Here is an 18172-nt window from a genome sequence, read left to right as displayed (position 1 = left end):
GGCTCGCGAGGTCCGGCCTGATCCGAACGAAAGACCCTGGCGCGGGGTCTGCAGGGACTTGTACATGATGTGCAGGCCGACCAGGCCGTGCCGTGGGTGCTCGTACGCCTGCGGGACCGTGCCGAGGACGGTGAAGCCGAGGGAGGTCCACAGCGCCACGGCCGGGTTGGTCTCCACGACGGCGTTGAAGACCATGCCGCGGTAGCCGTCGGCCTTGGCGGCCGTGAGGACGTGCTCGGCGAGGGCGCGGCCGGTGCCGCGGCCGGCCCGGTCCGGGTCGACCATGAAGCCCGCATTGGCGATCCGGGCGGCGGGGCCGCCGTAGTTGGGGGCGACATAGGCCGAGCCGACGACCGTGCCGGTGTCGTCCTCGGCGACGAACACCCGCTTGGCGGGGCCCATCCACAGGGCCCGGGCGTCCTCCTCGGAGGTGTCCGGGTCCCAGGCGTACGTCTCGGCGGCGGCGACGATGCGGTGCCAGAACGGCCAGATGCGCGGCCAGTCCTCGGCGACGGCTTCCCTGATCAGCATGGGCGTGAGTCTGGCACGCCCATGCTGCCGGCGGTCGCGGCGGAAACTGGCCGGTCAGTCCACGCTGGGCAGGATGTGCGGCTCGGCGAGGTCGTCCTCGTAGCCGGCCAGCCGGATGGGGGCGGACCGGGCCCACACGTCGAGGCTGCCCAGATCTCCGGGCCGCCGGCTACGGCGCTCCGTGCGCTCCTTGGGGCCCTGTTCGCTGTTCGTCTTCTCCGGTGTCACCGCGCACTCCCTTATGTGTCGGTCACCCTCGGGGCGATCAGACGCCAGTCTCACTTCCGGCGCCTGACGTCCGCTCGGGTCTGGCTCAAGGACAGATCGGACGCGGTGGCGCCGGCAACTGGGGTCAGGGCAGGTCGTTATGCACCCACTCGCCCCGGGACGGACGATGGGTGTGGATGGAACCCCTTGGTGCTGTCCGTCTACTCCAGATTAACCAAATGAGCGGCCCCCCGCTCGATGGGGCTGCAAAGACCAGGTAACTATCTGGAGTCAAGCGTGTTCATTGGATAGTTTATGAACCGATTTGTCTCGTCAAGCACGGTCGAAGATTCACCCGTTCGGTATGGATCGGCTCAGTTCAGGTCCCGTTGGCCGCGTCGCAAGCTCGCCATGGTCTGCTGACCTACCGCAACGGCTGTCTCGCGGGAGGACTGACGCATGGAGCTGCGCAGCGTCGAGGAGCTGATGGACCTGTTGTACGCCTGCCGGGGCACCGCCGGGCCGGACCGCCATGGCCGCCGTGTCGACCTCCACGACCACGCCCTGCGGACCGCCGCGCTGCTGCGCCGGCGCCGTCCCGCCGACAAGGAGCTCCAGGTGGCGGGCCTGGTCCACGGCATCGGCGGGCTGCTGGCCCCCACGGCTCCCGCGGCCACGCCCGGAGCCCAGGGCGGGGACGGGGCCGGGTACGTACAGGCGGCCGGTGCCGCCCGCGCGGCCGACGCCGTGCGGGCTCTGCTCGGCGAGCGCGTCGCCCGTCTCGTACGGCAGCAGGCGGCGGCCGCGGAGGGCCGCCGCGCCGACCCGGTCGACGAGGATGCCCTCACCCTGCGCCAGGCGCGCGAGGAGGCGCGCACCGACGGCCCCGACGCCGGGGTCCTCGAGGACTGGCGGACCCTCCTGGAACTGGTCGCGGCCCGCAACTCCCGCCTGGGCGCCGTCGACTGACACCGGACCGGTCCGGGCACCGTCCGGCCGTCCGGGCCAGTCCAGGTCTCGGCAGGTCAGGGCCCGCAAGGTCAGGGCCCGGCAGGTCGGGTCACATAGGGTCCCGGCTCACCACTTGCCGGGCGCGTAGTCCTTCAGGAAGACGCCGTACAGGTCCTCGCCCGCCTCGCCGCGCACGATCGGGTCGTAGACGCGGGCGGCGCCGTCGACCAGGTCGAGCGGGGCGTGGAAGCCGGCGTCGGCGAGGCGCAGCTTGTCGTAGTGCGGGCGCTCGTCGGTGATCCAGCCGGTGTCGACGGAGGTCATGAGGATGCCGTCCGTCTCGAACATCTCCGTCGCGCTGGTCCGTGTGACCATGTTCATGGCCGCCTTGGCGGCGTTGGTGTTCGGGTGCCCGGCTCCCTTGTAGCCGCGGCTGAAGACGCCCTCCATCGCCGAGACGTTGACGACGTACGCGCGTCCGCTCGCCGCCTTCTTCGCGGCGTCGGCCATGGCCGGGCGCAGGGCGCTGATCAGGATGAACGGCGAGGTGTAGTTGCACAGCTGGGTCTCCAGCAGCTCGACCGGCGAGATCTGGTCGATGGTCTGCACCCAGGTGTTGGTGTCGACGACGTCCGGGACGAGGCCGCCGGCGTCGATGGCGGTGCCGTCGAGGTGCCGGGCGACGCTGGCGTTGCCGGCCACGAGGGCCAGGTCGGCGACCTTCTGGGCGTCCAGGCCGCTGGTGCCGAGGGGCAGCGCGGCGATGCCGTCGACGGCGCCGGAGTTGAAGGCGCCGATGACATGGTGGGCGGGGAGCTCACCGGCGGGCAGTGGGGCGGTCTCGCCCTCGACCAGCGCCGCGTAGGCGGAGGGCAGGCGGCGTACGGTCTGCGTCGCGTTGTTGATCAGGATGTCGAGCGGGCCGGCCTCGGCGACCTGCTCTGCCAGGGCCACGGCCTGCGCCGGGTCGCGCAGGTCGATCCCGACGACCTCCAGCCGGTGCAGCCAGTCCGCCGAGTCCTCCATGGCCTTGAAACGGCGGATGGCGTCCTTGGGGAACCGTGTGGTGATGGTGGTGTGCGCGCCGTCGCGCAGCAGGCGCAGCGCGATGTACATGCCGATCTTGGCCCGGCCGCCGGTGAGCAGGGCGCGCTTGCCGGTGAGGTCGGTGCGGGCGTCCCGCTTGGCGCGGTTCTCGGCGGCGCACTCCTGGCAGAGCTGGTGGTAGAAGTAGTCGACCTCGACGTAGCGCTGCTTGCAGGTGTAGCAGGAGCGGGGGCGCTGAAGTATGCCCGCGATCTTGCCCGCCTCCACCTTGGAGGACGGCAGAATGCCCTCTGTCTCGTCGTCGATGCGCTCGGCGGAGCCGGTGGCGGTGGCCTCGGTGACCGAGCGGTCGTGGGCGGTCTTGGCTGCCCGGCGTTCCTGGCGGCGGCGCTGCTTGACCGTGCGGTAGATGTGCGAGGTGGCCCGGCGCACGGCGACGGCGTCCGGGTGGTCCACCTCGATACGGTCGAGCTCCTTGAGCACGTCCAGGCACACGGCGAGGCGCTCGGGGTCGATTCCGGGCCCGTACGCCACCTCGTCCATGGCCATGGAGCCCTCGTCTGTCACCGTCATCGCGCTGCCGCTTCCCTGGTCGTCGCCGCGGCGCTCCGACTCGCGCCCGCTTTCGAACGGGGGATTTTACGGCAGCTCAGGGGCGCATCGCCAAACGCGCGGTGATCACGGTGCGCGGGCCCTGGTCGGGCCACGCGGGCCGTAGGCCGTGGTGCGGACCGTAGGCATGGCTGCGGGCCGCAGGCACGGCCGCGGGCCCGCACACCTCTGCTCAGGGCCCGCAGACCGTGATGAGGGTCTCCACCTCCTCGGTCACGGCGCGGGCGAGCCGGTTCAGGTCGGGCACGGCCTTGGCGTCGGCGACGAGCCCGTAGTGGACCTGGCCCCGGTAGGTGGAGATGGCGATGGCCAGCGACTGGCCGCGGGCCAGGGGGGCGAAGGGGTAGACGGCGGTCAGCGGGTGGCCGCCGAGCCGCAGGCCGAAGCCGGGCAGCGGCACACTGGTGACGAGGATGTCGAACCACAGCCGCGCGGCCTGGCCCACGAGCGGGCCGCCGAGCCGGTGGCCGAGGGCCGGCACATGGTCGGCGAGCAGCGCGACGGCGCCCGCGCCCCGGTTGGGTCCGGCGTCCTTGTTGCGGTCCATCGCGGTGCGCACGGCGGTGAGGCGGCGCAGCGGGTCCGGGACGCCGACGGGCAGCTCCATCAGGTAGCCGGAGAGCCGGTTTCCCTGCGGGTGGGCGCTGCGCGGGCGGCGCCGGGAGACCGGGATCAGGGCGCGCGGCGCGACCCCGTCACTGGAGTCGCCGCGCTCGTCGAGCCAGCGGCGCAGGGCGCCCGCGACCACCGCGATCAGCACGTCGTTGACGGTGCCGCCCACCTTCTTGCGCACCAGGTGCACGTCGTCGATGTCGACGACCACACCGGCGGTGCGCCGGGTACCGGTGGGCTCGGCGGTGAGTGCCGGTGTGGAGCGGGTGACGAGGGAGGAGCGGGCGACGCAGGCACCGATGTCCAGGGCGCGGCCGACGTCGGAGAGCGTGCCGCGCAGCAGTCCGGGCAGCCGGCGCACGTCGGGCAGCAGGCCGCGCGCGGGTTCGGCGGGACGGGGCCGGGGCTCGGGGAGGTCCATCGGGTCGAGGATCGCCGCCGCGAGGGTCAGGGCGCGCAGTCCGTCGGCGAGGGCGTGGTGGAACTTGAACAGCACCGCGAAGGAGACGCCGTCCTCCCCGGGCAGCACATGGGCCTCCCACGGCGGGCGGTTGCGCTCCAGCGGGCGCTGCATGAGCCGGCCGGACGCCGCGTGGAAGTCCGCGACCGGGGCGTGCAGCCGGACGTGGTTGAGCGGGTCGAAGCAGGGGTCGGGCTCGCGGGCGGCGCCGCCGAAGCCGAGCGGCTGCAGCAGTCCGTGGGTGAGGGACCGCCTCAGTCCCTGCCCCGGGGACTGCAGGCCGAGGGGGCGCCAGACGTCGCGGATGCGCATGCGCAGTCCGGGCACGGCGGCGGCACGGGCGGCGAGCAGGTCGGCCGCGTGCGCCCCGGCGGTGGGCGAGTGGGCCGAGAAGACCCCGAGCGCGCCGAGGTGCATGGGGTGGTCGGCGGACTCGATGTTCCAGAACGCCAGGTCGAGTGGAGCGAGCAGGTCAGAAGTCAATGGCTTGCCTCGCGTCGACGGTGGGTGAGTCTGCAGTCAACCGCGCGTAGCCGATTACGGTCAAGTACGATCAAGCTACGCTCAGTTAACACCAGATTAAGTCCCGCCCCTCGGATCGGGGGCGGGACACAAGGACTGTTCGAGAGGTCACTTCAGAGCGGGCGGCGCCGCCTGCTGTGCCGTGCCCCACGCCGACGGCCGCGGACCCACGGTGTAGTGCACGGTGCGCAGCGCGCGCAGAGCCCCGGTCGTCAGGTACGTCCGCTCGTGCGTCACCCCGTCGGTGCGCACCGCCTGGATGTAGCGGTCCTCCGGGGAGGTGCCCGGCGCCGTGATCGTCAGGGCGCCGCGCGGGTAGTAGCGGCGGTCGAGTCGCAGGTCGACGCGATCGAACACGGGCGTGGACAGCCCCCAGGTGTCGAAGCCGGGCTGCACCGGGAACAGGCCGATGGACGACAGCACGTCCCATGCGGACATGGTGCCCAGGTCGTCGTTCCCGGTCAGCCCGGTCGGGGCGTCGGTGAACAGGGTCAGCGCGGCGTGCACCACGTCGGTCGTCTTCCACGGCTGCCCCGTCGACAGATAGGTGTACGGGGCGAGCAGGTCGGGCTCGTTCTGCGGGTTGTACCTGTCGGTGCCGTAGAACGCGTACGGCCCGTTCACCCAGATGTCGCGGGCGGTCCGCTCCGGGTTCTTCAGCAGCTCCCGGTAGGCGAAGAACTCGTCGAGCCGGTCGTCGGTGAGCCGTCTGCCGCCGATCAGGCGCACCACGTCGGGCAGGTCCTGCGGCACCAGCCACTGGTACTGCCAGGCGGTGCCCTCGTGGAAGCCCACACTCTGCGCCGGGTTCGAGGGTCCGGTGAAGGCGCCGTCGGCGGCCCGGGCGCGGAAGAACCGCGTCGACGGGTCGAACAGGTTGCGGTAGTTGTGGGAGCGGGCGGCGTACCGCCGGGCGTCCGCGGTGTGGCCGAGCGCGCGGGCCATCTGCGCGAGCACCGCGTCCGACAGGGCGTACTCCAGCGTCGCCGAGCCCCCGAACGCGTAGTCGGAGTGGCCGGACTTCGGCGGCTCGTGACCCTTGATGTAGGGGACGTAACCGCGGGCGAGGTAGTCCGGGTTGGCGTCGCGGCCCACCGCCGGGGAGTCGGCCGGCGGCACCCCGTCGGCGTTCTTCCTCAGCGCCCGGTAGGCCCGTTCCTCGTACCCGTGCAGCAGGCCCTGCTGGTAGGCGTTGGTCAGGAACGGGGTGACCGGGTCGCCGGTCATGATGTTCGTCTCCACTGTGCCGTAGCCCCACTTGGGCAGCCAGCCGCTCTCCTCGGCGACCCTGATCACGGAGATCGCCATGTCCCGGGACTCGCGGGGAGCGAGCAGCGACAGAAGCTGGGACTGGGTGCGGTAGGTGTCCCACAGCGACCAGTTCTGGTAGTACGTGAAGCCCCGCGCCCGGTGGATCCGCTGGTCCCAGCCGGTGTAGCGGCCGTCGGCGTCGCTGCCCAGGTCGGGCGCGAGGAAGGACCGGTACAGCGCCGAGTAGAAGGTGCGGCGACGGGTGGAGTCCCCGCCCGAGACCCGTACGTCCGCAAGGCGCCGCTGCCACGCCCGCCGGGCCGCCTCGCGCACGGCGTCGAACGAACGGCCGCCCTCGGCACGCAGGTTGCCCGCCGCGCCGGCCGCATCGACGTACGACAGGGCCGTCGTCGCCTCGACGGTGCGGTCCCGGGTGGTGTCGAACCGCAGGTAGGCGCCGCCGCGCCCGGACCGCGCACCGGCGGTGACGGTGGTGCCGTCCCAGGTTCCGTACGCGGTGAAGGGCCGGTCGAACCGGGTGAGGGTGTAGACGGTGTAGGGCGCGGTGTCCCTGCAGAAGCCGCGGCCGGTGATCGCGGTGCGCACGGTGCGGTCGTCCAGGATCTCCACCGTCGTGGCGACCGTCCGGTGCAGCGCCTGACCGGCGTTCAGCAGGACGTCTGCCTTGTCGGTGGCGGGGAACGTGTAGCGCTGCACTCCGGTACGGGCACTGGCCGTCAGCTCGGCCTCGATGCCGGAGTCCAGGCGGACCCGGTAGTAGCCGGGGCTCGCCTCCTCGTTCTCGTGGCGGAAGGCCGCCGCGTACTTCGCGTAGTCCGTCTGCGCGACGTCACCGACGGTCGGCAGGACCGGCAGGTCGCCGCCCAGACGGCAGCCGACGCCGGAGAGATGGACCAGGGAGAAGCCCCGGATGCGGTGGTGCGCGTAGTCGTAGCCGGTGCTGTGCCCGGTGTCCGGCGAGAGCTGCACCATGCCGAAGGGCACTGCAGCGCCGGGAAAGGTGTTGCCCTCGTTCGCGGTGCCGATGAACGGGTTCACCAGATCGGTGAGCCGGGCGTCGCGCGGCTCGGCGGCCCGTGCGGTGCCGGGGGCGGTGGACAGCGCGGACGCCGCCACCACCCCGGCCACGCACAGGCGCAGCGCGGAGCGAAAGCGCCCCGATGCCGAGGGGGCGAGCGCGCCGGGACCCGAAGGACCGAGCACGGTCACCGCCTCGACATCGGCCGCGGCGCCCCGGAGGCGGAGCGCCATGGAAAGATGCCGGGTCCATCTCATGCAGGAAAGACCTCCGGAGGAGACGTCATTGCCTGCATGATCACGCCTGATGGTCAGTCAGCCCGGCATCCCGCGGGTGTCGCGCGCGACGCGTCGCGGATCAGCGCCTGCTGAGCGGCCCGCACCCGCGTCACGTCCGGCTTGAGCACCTTCCGGTCGTAGGTCAGCAGTCCGTTCAGCTCGCCCTCGACGTCGCTGATCTGTGTGTAGACGGCACCGTTGCTCCCCCGGCAGGCGAGCGCCCGCACCTCGTCGAGCTTGGCGAGGTAGTCGTCGGTGTACGTCGCCGGGTCGACGTCCACGTAGCTCTGCTGCACCGACCAGGCGTGCCCGGGGACCGCCAGGCCGAGCCCGCCGTACTCGCCGCTGACCAGGGCCCGCTTGCCGTCGGGGTGGGGCGGCAGCGCGGGAGAGGGGTAGCCGTGCTCGTCGATGATGTCCCCGGCTCCGCCGTCGGTCCCCAGGTTGATGCCCGACATGCCGTTGACCAGCCGCGTCGGGTCCCAGGACTTGGCCTGCTGGGCGATGCGGCCCTCGTCGTACTGTCCCCACCCCTCGTTGAAGGTGACCCACATGACGACCGACGGGCTGCTGATGTGCTCGTCGATCATCTCCTTCATCTCGCGCTCGTACTCCGCCCGGGCGGCCGAACTCGGGTTCTTACCGGCGGTCATGGCGGGCATGTCCTGCCACACCATCAGGCCCAGCCGGTCGGCCCAGTAGAACCAGCGGTCGGGCTCGACCTTGATGTGCTTGCGGACGGCGTTGAAGCCGAGCTGCTTGTGGACCTTCAGGTCGTGGGCCAGGGCCTCGTCGGTGGGCGCGGTGTACAGGCCGTCGGGCCAGAAGCCCTGGTCGAGGGTGGCCATCATGAAGATCGGCTTGCCGTTGAGGACCGTGCGCGGGACGCCGTTCACCTGCTCGACGGAGATGGAGCGCATGCCGAAGTAGCTGCCGACCTCGTCGGCCCCGACACGCACCTTCAGGCCGTACAGGAACGGGTCGTCCGGCGACCACAGGTGCGGGTCGTGGATCGTCAGGGTGAGCGGCCCGCCGGTGCGGCCCTGCGCCGTGGCGACCTTGCGCCGTCCGTCGTACGCCGTCGCCGTGACCGGTACGCCCTCACGCACGCCCTCGGTCTCGACGGTCAGGCGGCCGTGCTCGACGTCGGGGGTGAGCTTGAGGGAGTCGACGTGGTCGGGGGCGACCGGCTCCATCCAGACGGTCTGCCAGATACCCGAGGTGGGGGTGTACCAGATGCCGCTCGGGTCCAGGCGCTGCTTGCCCAGCGGCGGGTTCTCGCCGGCGGCCGCGTCGGTCGGGTCGTAGACGCCGACGATCAGCTCCTGGGTGCGGCCGGGCTTGAGGGCGTCGGTGACGTCGGCGCTGAACTTGTCGTAGCCGCCCTGGTGCTGGGCGACCCTGGTGCCGTTGACATAGACGTCGGCCTTCCAGTCGACCGCGCCGAAGTTGAGCCGCAGCCGCTTGCCCTGGCCGATGTGCCAGTCGGCCGGCACGGTGAAGGTGCGGCGATACCACATGCGGTCCTCGTGCCGTTCGATGCCGGAGAGCTGGGACTCCACGGGGTAGGGGACGAGGATCCGCTCCGGCAGCGTCTTGCCCACCGGCGGCTGCTCGTCGGCGCCTGCGGCGGCGAACTGCCAGCGGCCGTTGAGGTTCTGCCAGTCCGGGCGGGTCAGCTGCGGACGCGGGTACTCGGGCAGCGCGTCGTCCGGGCCGACCTGGTCGGCCCACTTGGTGCGCAGCTCGTACGTGGAGTGGTTGGAGCCGCTGCTCCAGAAGGCGCCCACGACGGTGCCGTCGCCGGCCGTCAGGCCGCCCTGGCCGTCGTAGCGGACGTCCGCGCTGCCGCGGGCGGTGCCGGTCTTGTTGCCGACGACCGGTTCCTTCAGGGCCACGAGCAGGGCGCGCGGGTCGGCCGGGTCGGGCCGCGCGTCGCCCAGCGGCCAGGTGGCGCCGCCGATCACGGCCCGCAGGTGGTCGGTGAAGGCCGCGGGCGGGGCGGCGAGCCGCTGCGCGAAGTCCAGCTTCAGGGTGCGGCCGTCCCCGAGGACGGTGGTCGCGATCGCGCCGTCGTAGTGGTACCCCTCGGGCAGGAGGAACGCCGACTGCGGGACGGCCTCCTTGCTGCCGCCGGGCTCGGTCCAGCGCAGGTGGAGGTTGGAGCCGCCGTAGTGCTCGAAGTACTCGACCTTGATGTCGTAGGCCGTGCCGGCGGTCAGCTCCACGGGCGCGGAGGTCTGTTCGCGGTCCCAGTCGTCGACCCAGTGGTCAATGGCGAGCTTGCCGTCGATCCAGAGGCGGAAGCCGTTGTCGCCGATGATCGAGAAGGTGTGGGCGCCGGTCTTCTCGGGGACGATCCGGCCGGTCCAGCGGACGCTGACGTCGTCCGACCGGCCGGTGGTGAAGGCCAGGCGGGGTTCGAGGTTGTCGAAGTCGAGGTTCGGGTCGAATCCGGTGGCCTTGAGCTCGTGGAAGTCGAAGGCTCCGGGGGCCGACTGGGTGTAGTACTCACCCTTGAGTCCGTGGATCTCCACAGGGTCGTCGGGGGCGGCGGCGGTCGCGGTGGGCGCCGTGATGAACGCGGCGAGACCGAGGGCCGCCGCGAGTAGGAGCGCGAGTCGGTCTCTCAGACGGCTGGTGCGCACGATCCTCCTCATGGCGAAGGAAACTGACGTCTCTTGTTCGCTGTTCGGTGGTGCGTTGTGCGAGCCTGTTCGGTCTGGTGCGAAATAACGTTGTCATGAGCGTCGACCTACGTCCAGGGACATGACAAAGAGAGACTGGATACGGACAGCCTCCGGGCAGGACGGAGCGGCGGGAGATCCAAGTGGACCGGACGCCCGCACAGCGCGCACCATGAGGTCGTCACTTCCACGTCGCGCCATCCGCGGCGACGCGCCCCCTCCTGCGGAAGGGAAGTGAACCCCATGCCCAAGGTCTCCCGGGACACCGCCACGCAGGGCGGCGACTACGGTCCGGTCGTCGAGCAGTCCGAGGACCTCGACCCGTACACCGTGGACTTCCGCAGCTTCCGCGAGGACGTCGACCTCACACCGCTGCTCAAGGAGCTGCCGGACGGCCGGTGCCAGTGCCCGCACTGGGGGTACGTCTTCAAAGGCGAGCTGGTCCTGCGCTACCCCGACCACGAAGAGGTGTACGTGGCCGGCGAGGCGTTCTACGCCCCTCCCGGGCACGTCCCCGTGCACACCGCGCCGGGCACCGAGTACGTGCAGTTCAGCCCGACCGAGGACATGCGCCGCACCAGTGCCATCACCCTGAACCGCTTCCCGCCGCTGAACGGCTGAGGCGCGCCTTCGCGCCTCAGCCGGGCTGCGGGACTACGGCACCCGCTGGCCCTTGCCCAGAGCGATGACCCCGCCCTTGGACACGGTGTACAACTCCGCGTCCCGCTCCGGGTTGACGCCGATCGTCGCGCCGGGCGGCACCTCGACGTTCTTGTCCAGGATCGCCCCCCGCACGACCGCGCCCCGGCCGATATGGACGTTGTCGTGCAGCACGGAGCCCTGGACCACCGCGCCCGGATCGACCCTGACGCCCGGGGAGAGCACCGACCGCGTGACCTGCCCGCGGATCAGGCACCCGGCGCTGATGATCGACTCCCCGGCGATGCCACCGGCGTTGAACCGGGCCGGAGAGAGCTGGTTGGAGTGGGTGTAGATCGGCCAGTCGCGGTTGTAGAGGTTGAACGCGGGGCGCTCGGCGATCAGGTCCATGTGGGCGTCGTAGTACGCGTCGAGCGTGCCCACGTCCCGCCAGTAGCCCCGGTCCCGGCTGGTCTCGCCCGGCACGTGATTGGCGCTGAAGTCGTACAGCTGGGCCTCGCCGCGCTCGGTGAGCTGGGGCAGGATCGAGCCACCCATGTCGTGAACGGACCTGTCGTCCTCGGCGTCCCGGTGCAGGGCGTCGATCAGCGCCTTGGTGGTGAAGACGTAGTTGCCCATCGAGGCGAAGACCTGCTCGGGATCGTCGGCCAGGCCCGGCGGATCGGCGGGCTTCTCCAGGAAGCGCCGGACGGTCTGACCGTCGGAACCCGGAGTGATCACCCCGAACGACGCCGACTCCGCGCGCGGCACCCGGATGCCGGCGACCGTCACCCCGGCGCCGCCCTCGATGTGCTGCTGGAGCATCTGCCGCGGATCCATGCGGTAGACGTGGTCGGCGCCGAAGACCGCGACGTAGTCGGGCTGTTCGTCGTAGACCAGGTTGAGCGACTGCAGGATCGCGTCGGCGCTGCCCAGATACCAGCGGGGGCCGAGGCGCTGCTGTGCGGGAACGGGCGTGACGTAGTTGCCGAGCAGGCTGGACATGCGCCACGTCGTGGTGATGTGCCGGTCCAGCGAGTGCGACTTGTACTGGGTCAGCACGCAGACGCGCAGGATGTCGCCGTTGACGAGGTTGGACAGGACGAAGTCGACCAGGCGATACGTTCCGCCGAACGTGACCGCGGGTTTCGCGCGGTCCGCGGTCAGGGGCATCAGGCGTTTGCCCTCTCCACCCGCAAGGACGATTCCGAGGACCGAAGGTCCACCACGACGCATGGCCGCTCCCCTCACCCGGTTGAACCACTACTGCCCCTGAGCAGGGAGGACTAAGCCTGTTTGAGGATCTCCTCGTACAGCCGCACCGTGCGCCGGGCGACCGCGTCCCAGCCGAACTCCGCCACCGCGCGCCGCCGTCCGGCCTCACCCAGGTCGCGAGCCGCCGCCGGATCGCCGAGCACCACGTCCAAGGCCCGGGCCAGGCCCGTCTCGAAGTCGTCGTCCACGTCGACGAGTACCCCGGTCCGGCCGTCCTCGACCACCTCGGGAATGCCGCCGACCCGGGACGCCACGACGGGGGTGCCGCAGGCCATCGCCTCCAGGTTGACGATGCCGAGCGGCTCGTACACCGAGGGGCAGACGAAGACCGCGGCATGGGTGAGCAGCTGGATCACGTCCGGGCGCGGCAGCATCTGCGGGATCCAGTGCACACCCGCGCGCACCCGGCTCAGCTCCTCGTACAGATCGCGGAACTCCCGGTCGATCTCGGGCGTGTCGGGTGCGCCCGCGCACAGCACGACCTGGGCCGCCGGATCGATGTCCCGCACCGCGCGCAGCAGATGGGGTACGCCCTTCTGACGGGTGATGCGGCCGACGAACAGCACGTAGGGGCGGTCGGGGTCGACGCCGATCCGGGTGAGGGCGTCCGTGCCGTGGTCGGGCCGGTAGAGGGTCGTGTCGATGCCGTTGTGGATGACGTGGACCCGGTCCGGGGCGAGAGCCGGGTAGCAGCCGAGGATGTCCTCGCGCATGGCGCCGGATACGGCGACCACCGCGTCGGCGGCCTCGATCGCGGTGCGCTCCGCCCAGCCGGACAGGGCGTAGCCGCCACCGAGCTGCTCGGCCTTCCAGGGGCGCAGGGGCTCCAGGGAGTGCGCGGTCAGCACGTGCGGCACGCCGTACAGGAGCTTGCCGAGGTGGCCGGCGAGATTGGCGTACCAGGTGTGGGAGTGGACGAGCTCGCAGCCGTCCAGACCGGCGGTCATGGCGAGGTCGACGGAGAAGGTGCGCAGGGCGTCGTTGGCGCCGTCCAGCGTCGACCAGGGGCGGTGGCGCACGACGCCGGCCGCCGTGTCCGCCGAGGACGCCTCGCCCCAGCAGTGCACCTCCAGGTCGACCAGGCCCCTCAGCTCCTGGGCGAGGAACTCGACGTGGACACCCGCGCCGCCGTACACGTCCGGCGGGTACTCCCGGGTCAGCAGTCCCACTCGCACCCGCAACCCCCTGGTCTCGGCGGCCCGTCGTCATGGCCGGTGGCGTGCCCCGGCCGCTTCTCGCCGGTCGCCTTCATGGTCACCCAGATGCGGCGCGCGGGGAAGAGCGCGGGGCTCGTGGGAAGCAACAGTCGCCGCAGACGCCACCGCCGGGGACCCGGTAGTACAGGCAGCAGCTGCGTCTGCGGAAGTCCGTGCCGTCGAGGGTGCCGGTCCCGGCGAGCAGCGGGTGGGCGATCAGCCGTGCGGCCAGGTCACGGGCGTGGTCGCCGGCTTCGGGGTGGCCGTCCTCCCGGGTGCCGCGGACCAGTTGGCGGGCCGCGCCGGCCAGCGCGGAGGCCGCGTTGCCCCGGGACAGGCCCACGGCGAGGCGGTGGCGGGCGCGCAGGGCCGCGGCGAGGGGTTCGACGTGGCCGTGCAGGACGACGTCCGCGATCGTGTCCGCGTCGGCGGGCAGCGCGTGCACCCTGGCGAGCCACAGGTCGTCCGGAGCGCTGCCGGCCGGGTCCCAGTGGAGCAGGCGCGGGTCGAGGTCGGGGATCCGCCCGTACCGGACGGCGCAGCCGAGCACGGCCGACCACAGCCGGGCCATCAGCGCCTGCTGGGCCACCGAGGCGGCGACGCGTGCCTCGGGGGCGCGGATGCCGTCGGCCACCTTGCGGACGCGGACCGCCAGGGGGTGCTCGCCGGGTGCGGTGGCCGCGTCGTCGTAGACCTGGGCAAGCGTGGGCAGCGGCGCGCGGGGCGGCTCGCCGGTGCGCAGCACGAAGAAACCACCGAGGGGACGGAGCGCGGCGAGTTCGGGGTCGAGGTCCACGAGCAGCAGTACTACCAAGGCCCTTAGGGGACTCCAGCAGGGGGTGTCCGCCCTGTGTCGCCCACCCAGGGGAGGACGGCGCGCGAGCCGTACTCCATCGGCAGTATGACCCATTGCCTGCTCAGGGACGACGACGCGGAGAGATCGGCACGGCAGGCTTGTGGACCATGGAAGCCGACCGTTCGTCGCGCTGGGCCCGCCGCCCCCGCATCCCGCAGAGGAGCAGCTCATGAGCGCCCTCGCGCTGTCCGTGCTGCTGTCGCTCGTGTCCGCCGTCGCCTACGCCGGCGGCGCGATCGTGCAGGAGCGGGTCGCGGTGTCCGCCCCCGGCGAGCAGTACGCGCCGCTGCGCCGGCCGGCCTGGTGGGCGGCGGTCGCGCTGAACGGTCTCGGCGGGCTGCTGCACGTGGTGGCGCTGGCCTGCGGCCCCCTCAGCCTGGTCCAGCCGCTGGGCGCCCTGACCATCGTGTTCGCGCTGCCCATGGCCGCCCTCTGCGTCGGCCGCCGGGCGGGTGCCGCGGCGTGGCGGGGCGCGATCATGGCGACGGTGGGTCTGGCGGGTCTGCTGTCGCTGGTGGGCGCGTCCCACGCGCAGTCGCTGACCGCCGCGCAGCGCGTGACCCTGGCCGTGGTCACCGGCGGTGCTGTGGTGGCGCTGACGGTCGCGGGCCGGGCCGCGCACCGGCACCCGGCGGTGCGCAGCGTGCTGCTCGCCACCGGCTCCGGCATCGCCTTCGGCATGTCCTCGGTGTTCACCAAGACGGTCGCGGTCGACTGGAGCGACGGCGTCTCGGCGGCGGATCTGCCGTCCCTGGCCGCGATAGGCGTCCTCGCCACGGCGGGCATGCTGCTGTCGCAGGCGTCGTACCGGGGCGGTGGCCTGGCCGCGCCGCTGGCCACGCTGACGGTGGTGAATCCGGTGGTGGCGGCGGCGGTCGGGATCACGATGTTCGACGAGACCTTCCGCTACGCGACCACCGGCACCGTCCTGGCCCTCGGTTGCGGCGTGCTGGCCACCGGCGGCCTGATCCTGCTGACCACCGAACGCATCGAGCGCACGGTCGAGTCGCTGCCGGCGCATCCTGCGCCGACCGAGCCGCTGCGGGCCGGTCCGATGCCCGCCGGAACGGCGCCCGCGGCGGGGGCGGGCGCACGGGGCGGAATGCCCGACGGGACGGCGGCCGAAGGGGTGCTGCCGGAGGACGTGCTGCTGGAGGGCGTGCTGCTGACGGAGGGACCGCTGGAGGGCGTGCTGCTGAAAGTGCGGACCCCGGACGGGGGGCCGGCGACGGGGACGCCGCGGAACGCGACGCGAACGCCCGAGGGACCCGGTCAGGCCGACACGGCACCGACCGACGTCGTCCTCCTGCCCTCTCCGCCGTCCGCCCGGGCGGCGGCCTCCGGCCGGGAGGCGGGCGAACCGCCGCTCTCCCCCGGCGCGTTCCCCGGCGGCCCGTACTGCGTCGGCCCGCTCTGCGGTGTCCCCCTCTACGGCGGCGGGTACGTCCCGATACCCGTCCTCGACCGGCGCGGGGCCGCCGTCGGCACCCGCGTCAGATCGTGACGCCGCCGGCCCGGAGATAGGCGACCGGGTCGACGTCCGTACCGAAACCGGGCCCCGTCCGCACCTCGAAGTGCAGATGGGGGCCCGTGACGTTGCCCGTGGCGCCCGAGCGGCCTATGCGCTGCCCGGCGCTCACCGTCTGCCCGGCCCGTACGGAGATCGCCGACAGGTGCCCGTACTGGGTGTAGCGGCCGTCGGCGTGCCGGATCACCACCTGGTAGCCGTAGGCACCGCCCCAGCCGGCGTCGACCACCCGGCCGGCCCCGGCCGCGTGCACGGACGTGCCGGTGGGAACCACGAAGTCGACGCCGGTGTGGTAGCCCTTCGACCAGTGGGATCCGCTCACCCGGTAGCCGGTGCCGAGCGGGCCCCGCACGGGGGCGGCGAGGGTGTGCGAGGCGGAGTGGGGCCGGCCGGCCCTGCTGGTCTCGCTCCGGCCGGCGGGCTTCGTCCCCGCCTGGCCGGGCGGACGCGTGGCGGTGGCACTCTCCTTGGCAGCCGTGCGGGCGGGCTGGTTCGTCCGGCCGGTGTGCAGGGAGAGGCGCTGGCCCGGCAGGATCAGGTCCGGGTCGTCGCCGACCGTGGTGCGGTTGGTGGCGTACAACTGGCGCCAGCCGCCGCGCACGTGACGCTCCTCGGCGATCCCGGAGAGGGTGTCGCCGCGGACCACCGTGTACATCTCGGCCCGGCCGGCGCGGGACTGCGGAGTGGTCTGCGGCTGCACGTCACGGGCCGAACCGCTGCCGTGCCCGGTGCTCTTGGCGCCGTCGGCGCCCGCGGTGCCCCGGCTGTGCGCGGGCCTGACCGCCGCGCCGTCCGGGTGGACACCGGGGTCGCCGCCGCCGCGGGTCAGACCGGCCCGCACCGAGCACACCGGCCATGCGCCGGGGCCCTGGCCGTCGAGCACCTTCTCCGCGATCGCGATCTGCTGGTCTCTGCTGGCCAGGTCGGCGCGCGGCGTGTACCGCGTCCCGCCGTACGCGTCCCAGGTGGACCTGGTGAACTGCAGCCCGCCGTAGTAGCCGTTGCCGGTGTTGATGCTCCAGTTGCCGCTCGACTCGCACGCGGCGACCTTGTTCCAGGTGGAGGCGTCGGCCGCGTGGGCGGCTCCGGCACCGATGAGCGGGATGGCCATGCCGGCGCCGCCCGCCGTGACGGTGAGCGAGGCGCGGTTGATCCTGTTCGGCTGGTATCGGCGGTGCCGACCGCGTGCGGCCATGTCTGAAGCCCCCTCGCCCTGCGTCAGGAGGGGCAAAAGTAAAGCTCGCGAACGAGCCATGACAAGACGGCTCTCGGCCGCTTCGGCACACCAAGTGGCCGACAGAGGGCTTCCGTTGGCCGGATCGGTGGTTTTCGCCCGCCGGATCGGCCGTGTCCGCGCTGAGGCTACGGGCACGCGCGGTACGTAAGGGAGGATGTCGTGGAACGTGTCGTGCGGCGGGCCGTGTCGGATGTGCGGTGGCCGTAGGGGCACGTCAGGATGGTCGAAGGCGTTCCAGCCGATGGTCCACCGGATTCCTGAGGAGCAGGCGGTATGAGCACTACAGCCCAGATCGGCGTGACAGGGCTCGCGGTCATGGGCCGCAACCTCGCCCGGAACTTCGCGCGCAACGGCTACACGGTCGCGCTGCACAACCGGACGGTGGCGCGGACGCACGACCTGGTGAAGGAGTTCGGGCACGAGGGCGATTTCGTCGGAGCCGAGACCGCCGAGGAGTTCGTGGCGGCGCTGGAGCGGCCGCGCCGCCTGGTGGTGATGGTGAAGGCGGGCGAGCCGACGGACGCGGTGATCCAGGAGTTCGCTCCGCTGCTGGAGCCCGGCGACATGATCATCGACGGGGGCAACGCGCACTTCGCGGACACCCGGCGCCGCGAGCGTGAGCTGCGCGAGCGGGGCATCCACTTCGTCGGCACGGGCATCTCCGGCGGCGAGGAGGGCGCGCTGCACGGGCCGAGCATCATGCCGGGCGGCTCGACGGAGTCGTACGGCTCGCTGGGCCCGATGCTGGAGAAGATCTCCGCGAAGGCCAAGGACGGCGCGCCGTGCGTCACGCACATCGGCCCGGACGGTGCCGGTCACTTCGTGAAGATGGTGCACAACGGCATCGAGTACGCCGACATGCAGCTGATCGGCGAGGCGTACCAGCTGCTGCGCGAGGTGGCCGGGTACTCCCCCGCACAGATCGCGGAGATCTTCCGCACCTGGAACACCGGGCGGCTGGACTCCTATCTGATCGAGATCACGGCCGAGGTGCTGTCGCACGTGGACGCGGCGACGGGCAAGCCGTTCGTGGACGTGGTGATGGACCAGGCCGAGCAGAAGGGCACGGGCCGCTGGACAGTGCAGATCGCCCTCGACCTGGGCGTACCGGTGTCGGGCATCGCGGAGGCGGTCTTCGCGCGCTCCCTGTCCGGGCACGCGGCGCTGCGGGAGGCCTCGCGCTCCCTGGCCGGCCCCAAGTCCTCCCCGCTGTCCGAGTCGGAGGCGGCGGCCTTCGCCGACCG

At 72.2% G+C, this 18172-nt stretch carries 13 protein-coding genes and 1 pseudogene; 4 read left to right on the top strand and 10 right to left on the bottom strand.

From position 1 onward, the window contains the following. Positions 1-51: 51 nt before the first annotated feature. Together BZY54_RS40840 and BZY54_RS49910 are read right to left on the bottom strand one after the other, a co-directional pair. A pseudogene (locus BZY54_RS40840) lies at positions 52-531 on the bottom strand (GNAT family N-acetyltransferase); the annotation flags it as partial. A 54-nt stretch (positions 532-585) separates the two neighbouring features. Further along, complete coding sequence (locus BZY54_RS49910) at positions 586-759, bottom strand: hypothetical protein (RefSeq protein ID WP_107419950.1); 174 nt, start codon at positions 757-759, stop codon at positions 586-588. Positions 760-1197: 438 nt separating this feature from the next. On the opposite strand from BZY54_RS49910, the gene BZY54_RS40835 reads away from it, so the two are divergent. Beyond that, a complete protein-coding gene (locus tag BZY54_RS40835; protein WP_086730425.1) occupies positions 1198-1707 on the top strand; it encodes a hypothetical protein in 510 nt (169 codons plus the stop codon). Between the two features lie 108 nt (positions 1708-1815). Here the strand turns inward: BZY54_RS40835 and BZY54_RS40830 are convergent, their stop codons facing one another. The 4 genes from BZY54_RS40830 to BZY54_RS40815 all read right to left on the bottom strand — a co-directional run bounded on the left by BZY54_RS40830 (position 1816) and on the right by BZY54_RS40815 (position 10158). Beyond that, positions 1816-3309: an SDR family NAD(P)-dependent oxidoreductase gene (locus tag BZY54_RS40830; RefSeq protein ID WP_086730424.1), complete on the bottom strand. Its 1494-nt coding sequence runs from the start codon at positions 3307-3309 to the stop codon at positions 1816-1818. A gap of 211 nt (positions 3310-3520) precedes the next feature. Beyond that, positions 3521-4903: a wax ester/triacylglycerol synthase family O-acyltransferase gene (locus tag BZY54_RS40825; protein WP_086730423.1), complete on the bottom strand. Its 1383-nt coding sequence runs from the start codon at positions 4901-4903 to the stop codon at positions 3521-3523. A gap of 147 nt (positions 4904-5050) precedes the next feature. Beyond that, positions 5051-7465, bottom strand: coding sequence for a GH92 family glycosyl hydrolase (locus BZY54_RS40820; RefSeq protein WP_086730422.1), 2415 nt, complete (start codon positions 7463-7465; stop codon positions 5051-5053). A 77-nt stretch (positions 7466-7542) separates the two neighbouring features. Next, positions 7543-10158 (bottom strand): PA14 domain-containing protein, encoded by a 2616-nt coding sequence (locus BZY54_RS40815; protein ID WP_086730421.1) that lies wholly within the window; start codon positions 10156-10158, stop codon positions 7543-7545. A gap of 282 nt (positions 10159-10440) precedes the next feature. Here BZY54_RS40815 and BZY54_RS40810 point away from each other — a divergent pair, with 282 nt between their 5' ends. Further along, positions 10441-10818 carry a cupin domain-containing protein gene (locus tag BZY54_RS40810; protein ID WP_086730420.1) on the top strand — a complete coding sequence of 126 codons (378 nt, stop codon included), beginning with the start codon at positions 10441-10443 and terminating at the stop codon, positions 10816-10818. A 33-nt stretch (positions 10819-10851) separates the two neighbouring features. Here BZY54_RS40810 and glgC read toward each other — a convergent pair whose 3' ends face one another. The 3 genes from glgC to BZY54_RS40795 all read right to left on the bottom strand — a co-directional run bounded on the left by glgC (position 10852) and on the right by BZY54_RS40795 (position 14121). Next, entirely contained in the window at positions 10852-12072 is a 1221-nt protein-coding gene (glgC, locus tag BZY54_RS40805; RefSeq protein ID WP_086730419.1) for a glucose-1-phosphate adenylyltransferase, read from the bottom strand. A gap of 50 nt (positions 12073-12122) precedes the next feature. Further along, on the bottom strand, positions 12123-13286 hold the full coding sequence (glgA, locus tag BZY54_RS40800) for a glycogen synthase (RefSeq protein WP_086730418.1): 1164 nt from the start codon (positions 13284-13286) through the stop codon (positions 12123-12125). A 79-nt stretch (positions 13287-13365) separates the two neighbouring features. Then, complete coding sequence (locus tag BZY54_RS40795) at positions 13366-14121, bottom strand: (2Fe-2S)-binding protein (protein ID WP_244217581.1); 756 nt, start codon at positions 14119-14121, stop codon at positions 13366-13368. Between the two features lie 211 nt (positions 14122-14332). Between BZY54_RS40795 and BZY54_RS40790 the strand changes: the two genes are divergently transcribed. Next, a complete protein-coding gene (locus BZY54_RS40790) occupies positions 14333-15667 on the top strand; it encodes a DMT family transporter (RefSeq protein WP_086730416.1) in 1335 nt (444 codons plus the stop codon). On the opposite strand, the gene BZY54_RS40785 is transcribed toward BZY54_RS40790, so the two are convergent. Beyond that, positions 15657-16886, bottom strand: coding sequence for a transglycosylase family protein (locus BZY54_RS40785; RefSeq protein ID WP_086730415.1), 1230 nt, complete (start codon positions 16884-16886; stop codon positions 15657-15659). The genes BZY54_RS40790 and BZY54_RS40785 overlap by 11 nt on opposite strands. Before the next feature lie 315 nt (positions 16887-17201). Here BZY54_RS40785 and gndA point away from each other — a divergent pair. Further along, a partial coding sequence (gene gndA, locus BZY54_RS40780) for an NADP-dependent phosphogluconate dehydrogenase (protein ID WP_086730414.1) occupies positions 17202-18172 on the top strand: 971 nt, incomplete at its 3' end.

This window comes from Streptomyces carpinensis (genome assembly GCF_002154505.1).
In the GTDB taxonomy this organism is placed as follows: Bacteria; Actinomycetota; Actinomycetes; order Streptomycetales; family Streptomycetaceae; genus Streptomyces; species Streptomyces carpinensis.
The sequence above is the reverse complement of the archived record's forward strand: the minus strand, read 5'-3'. Positions and strand labels throughout refer to the sequence as shown.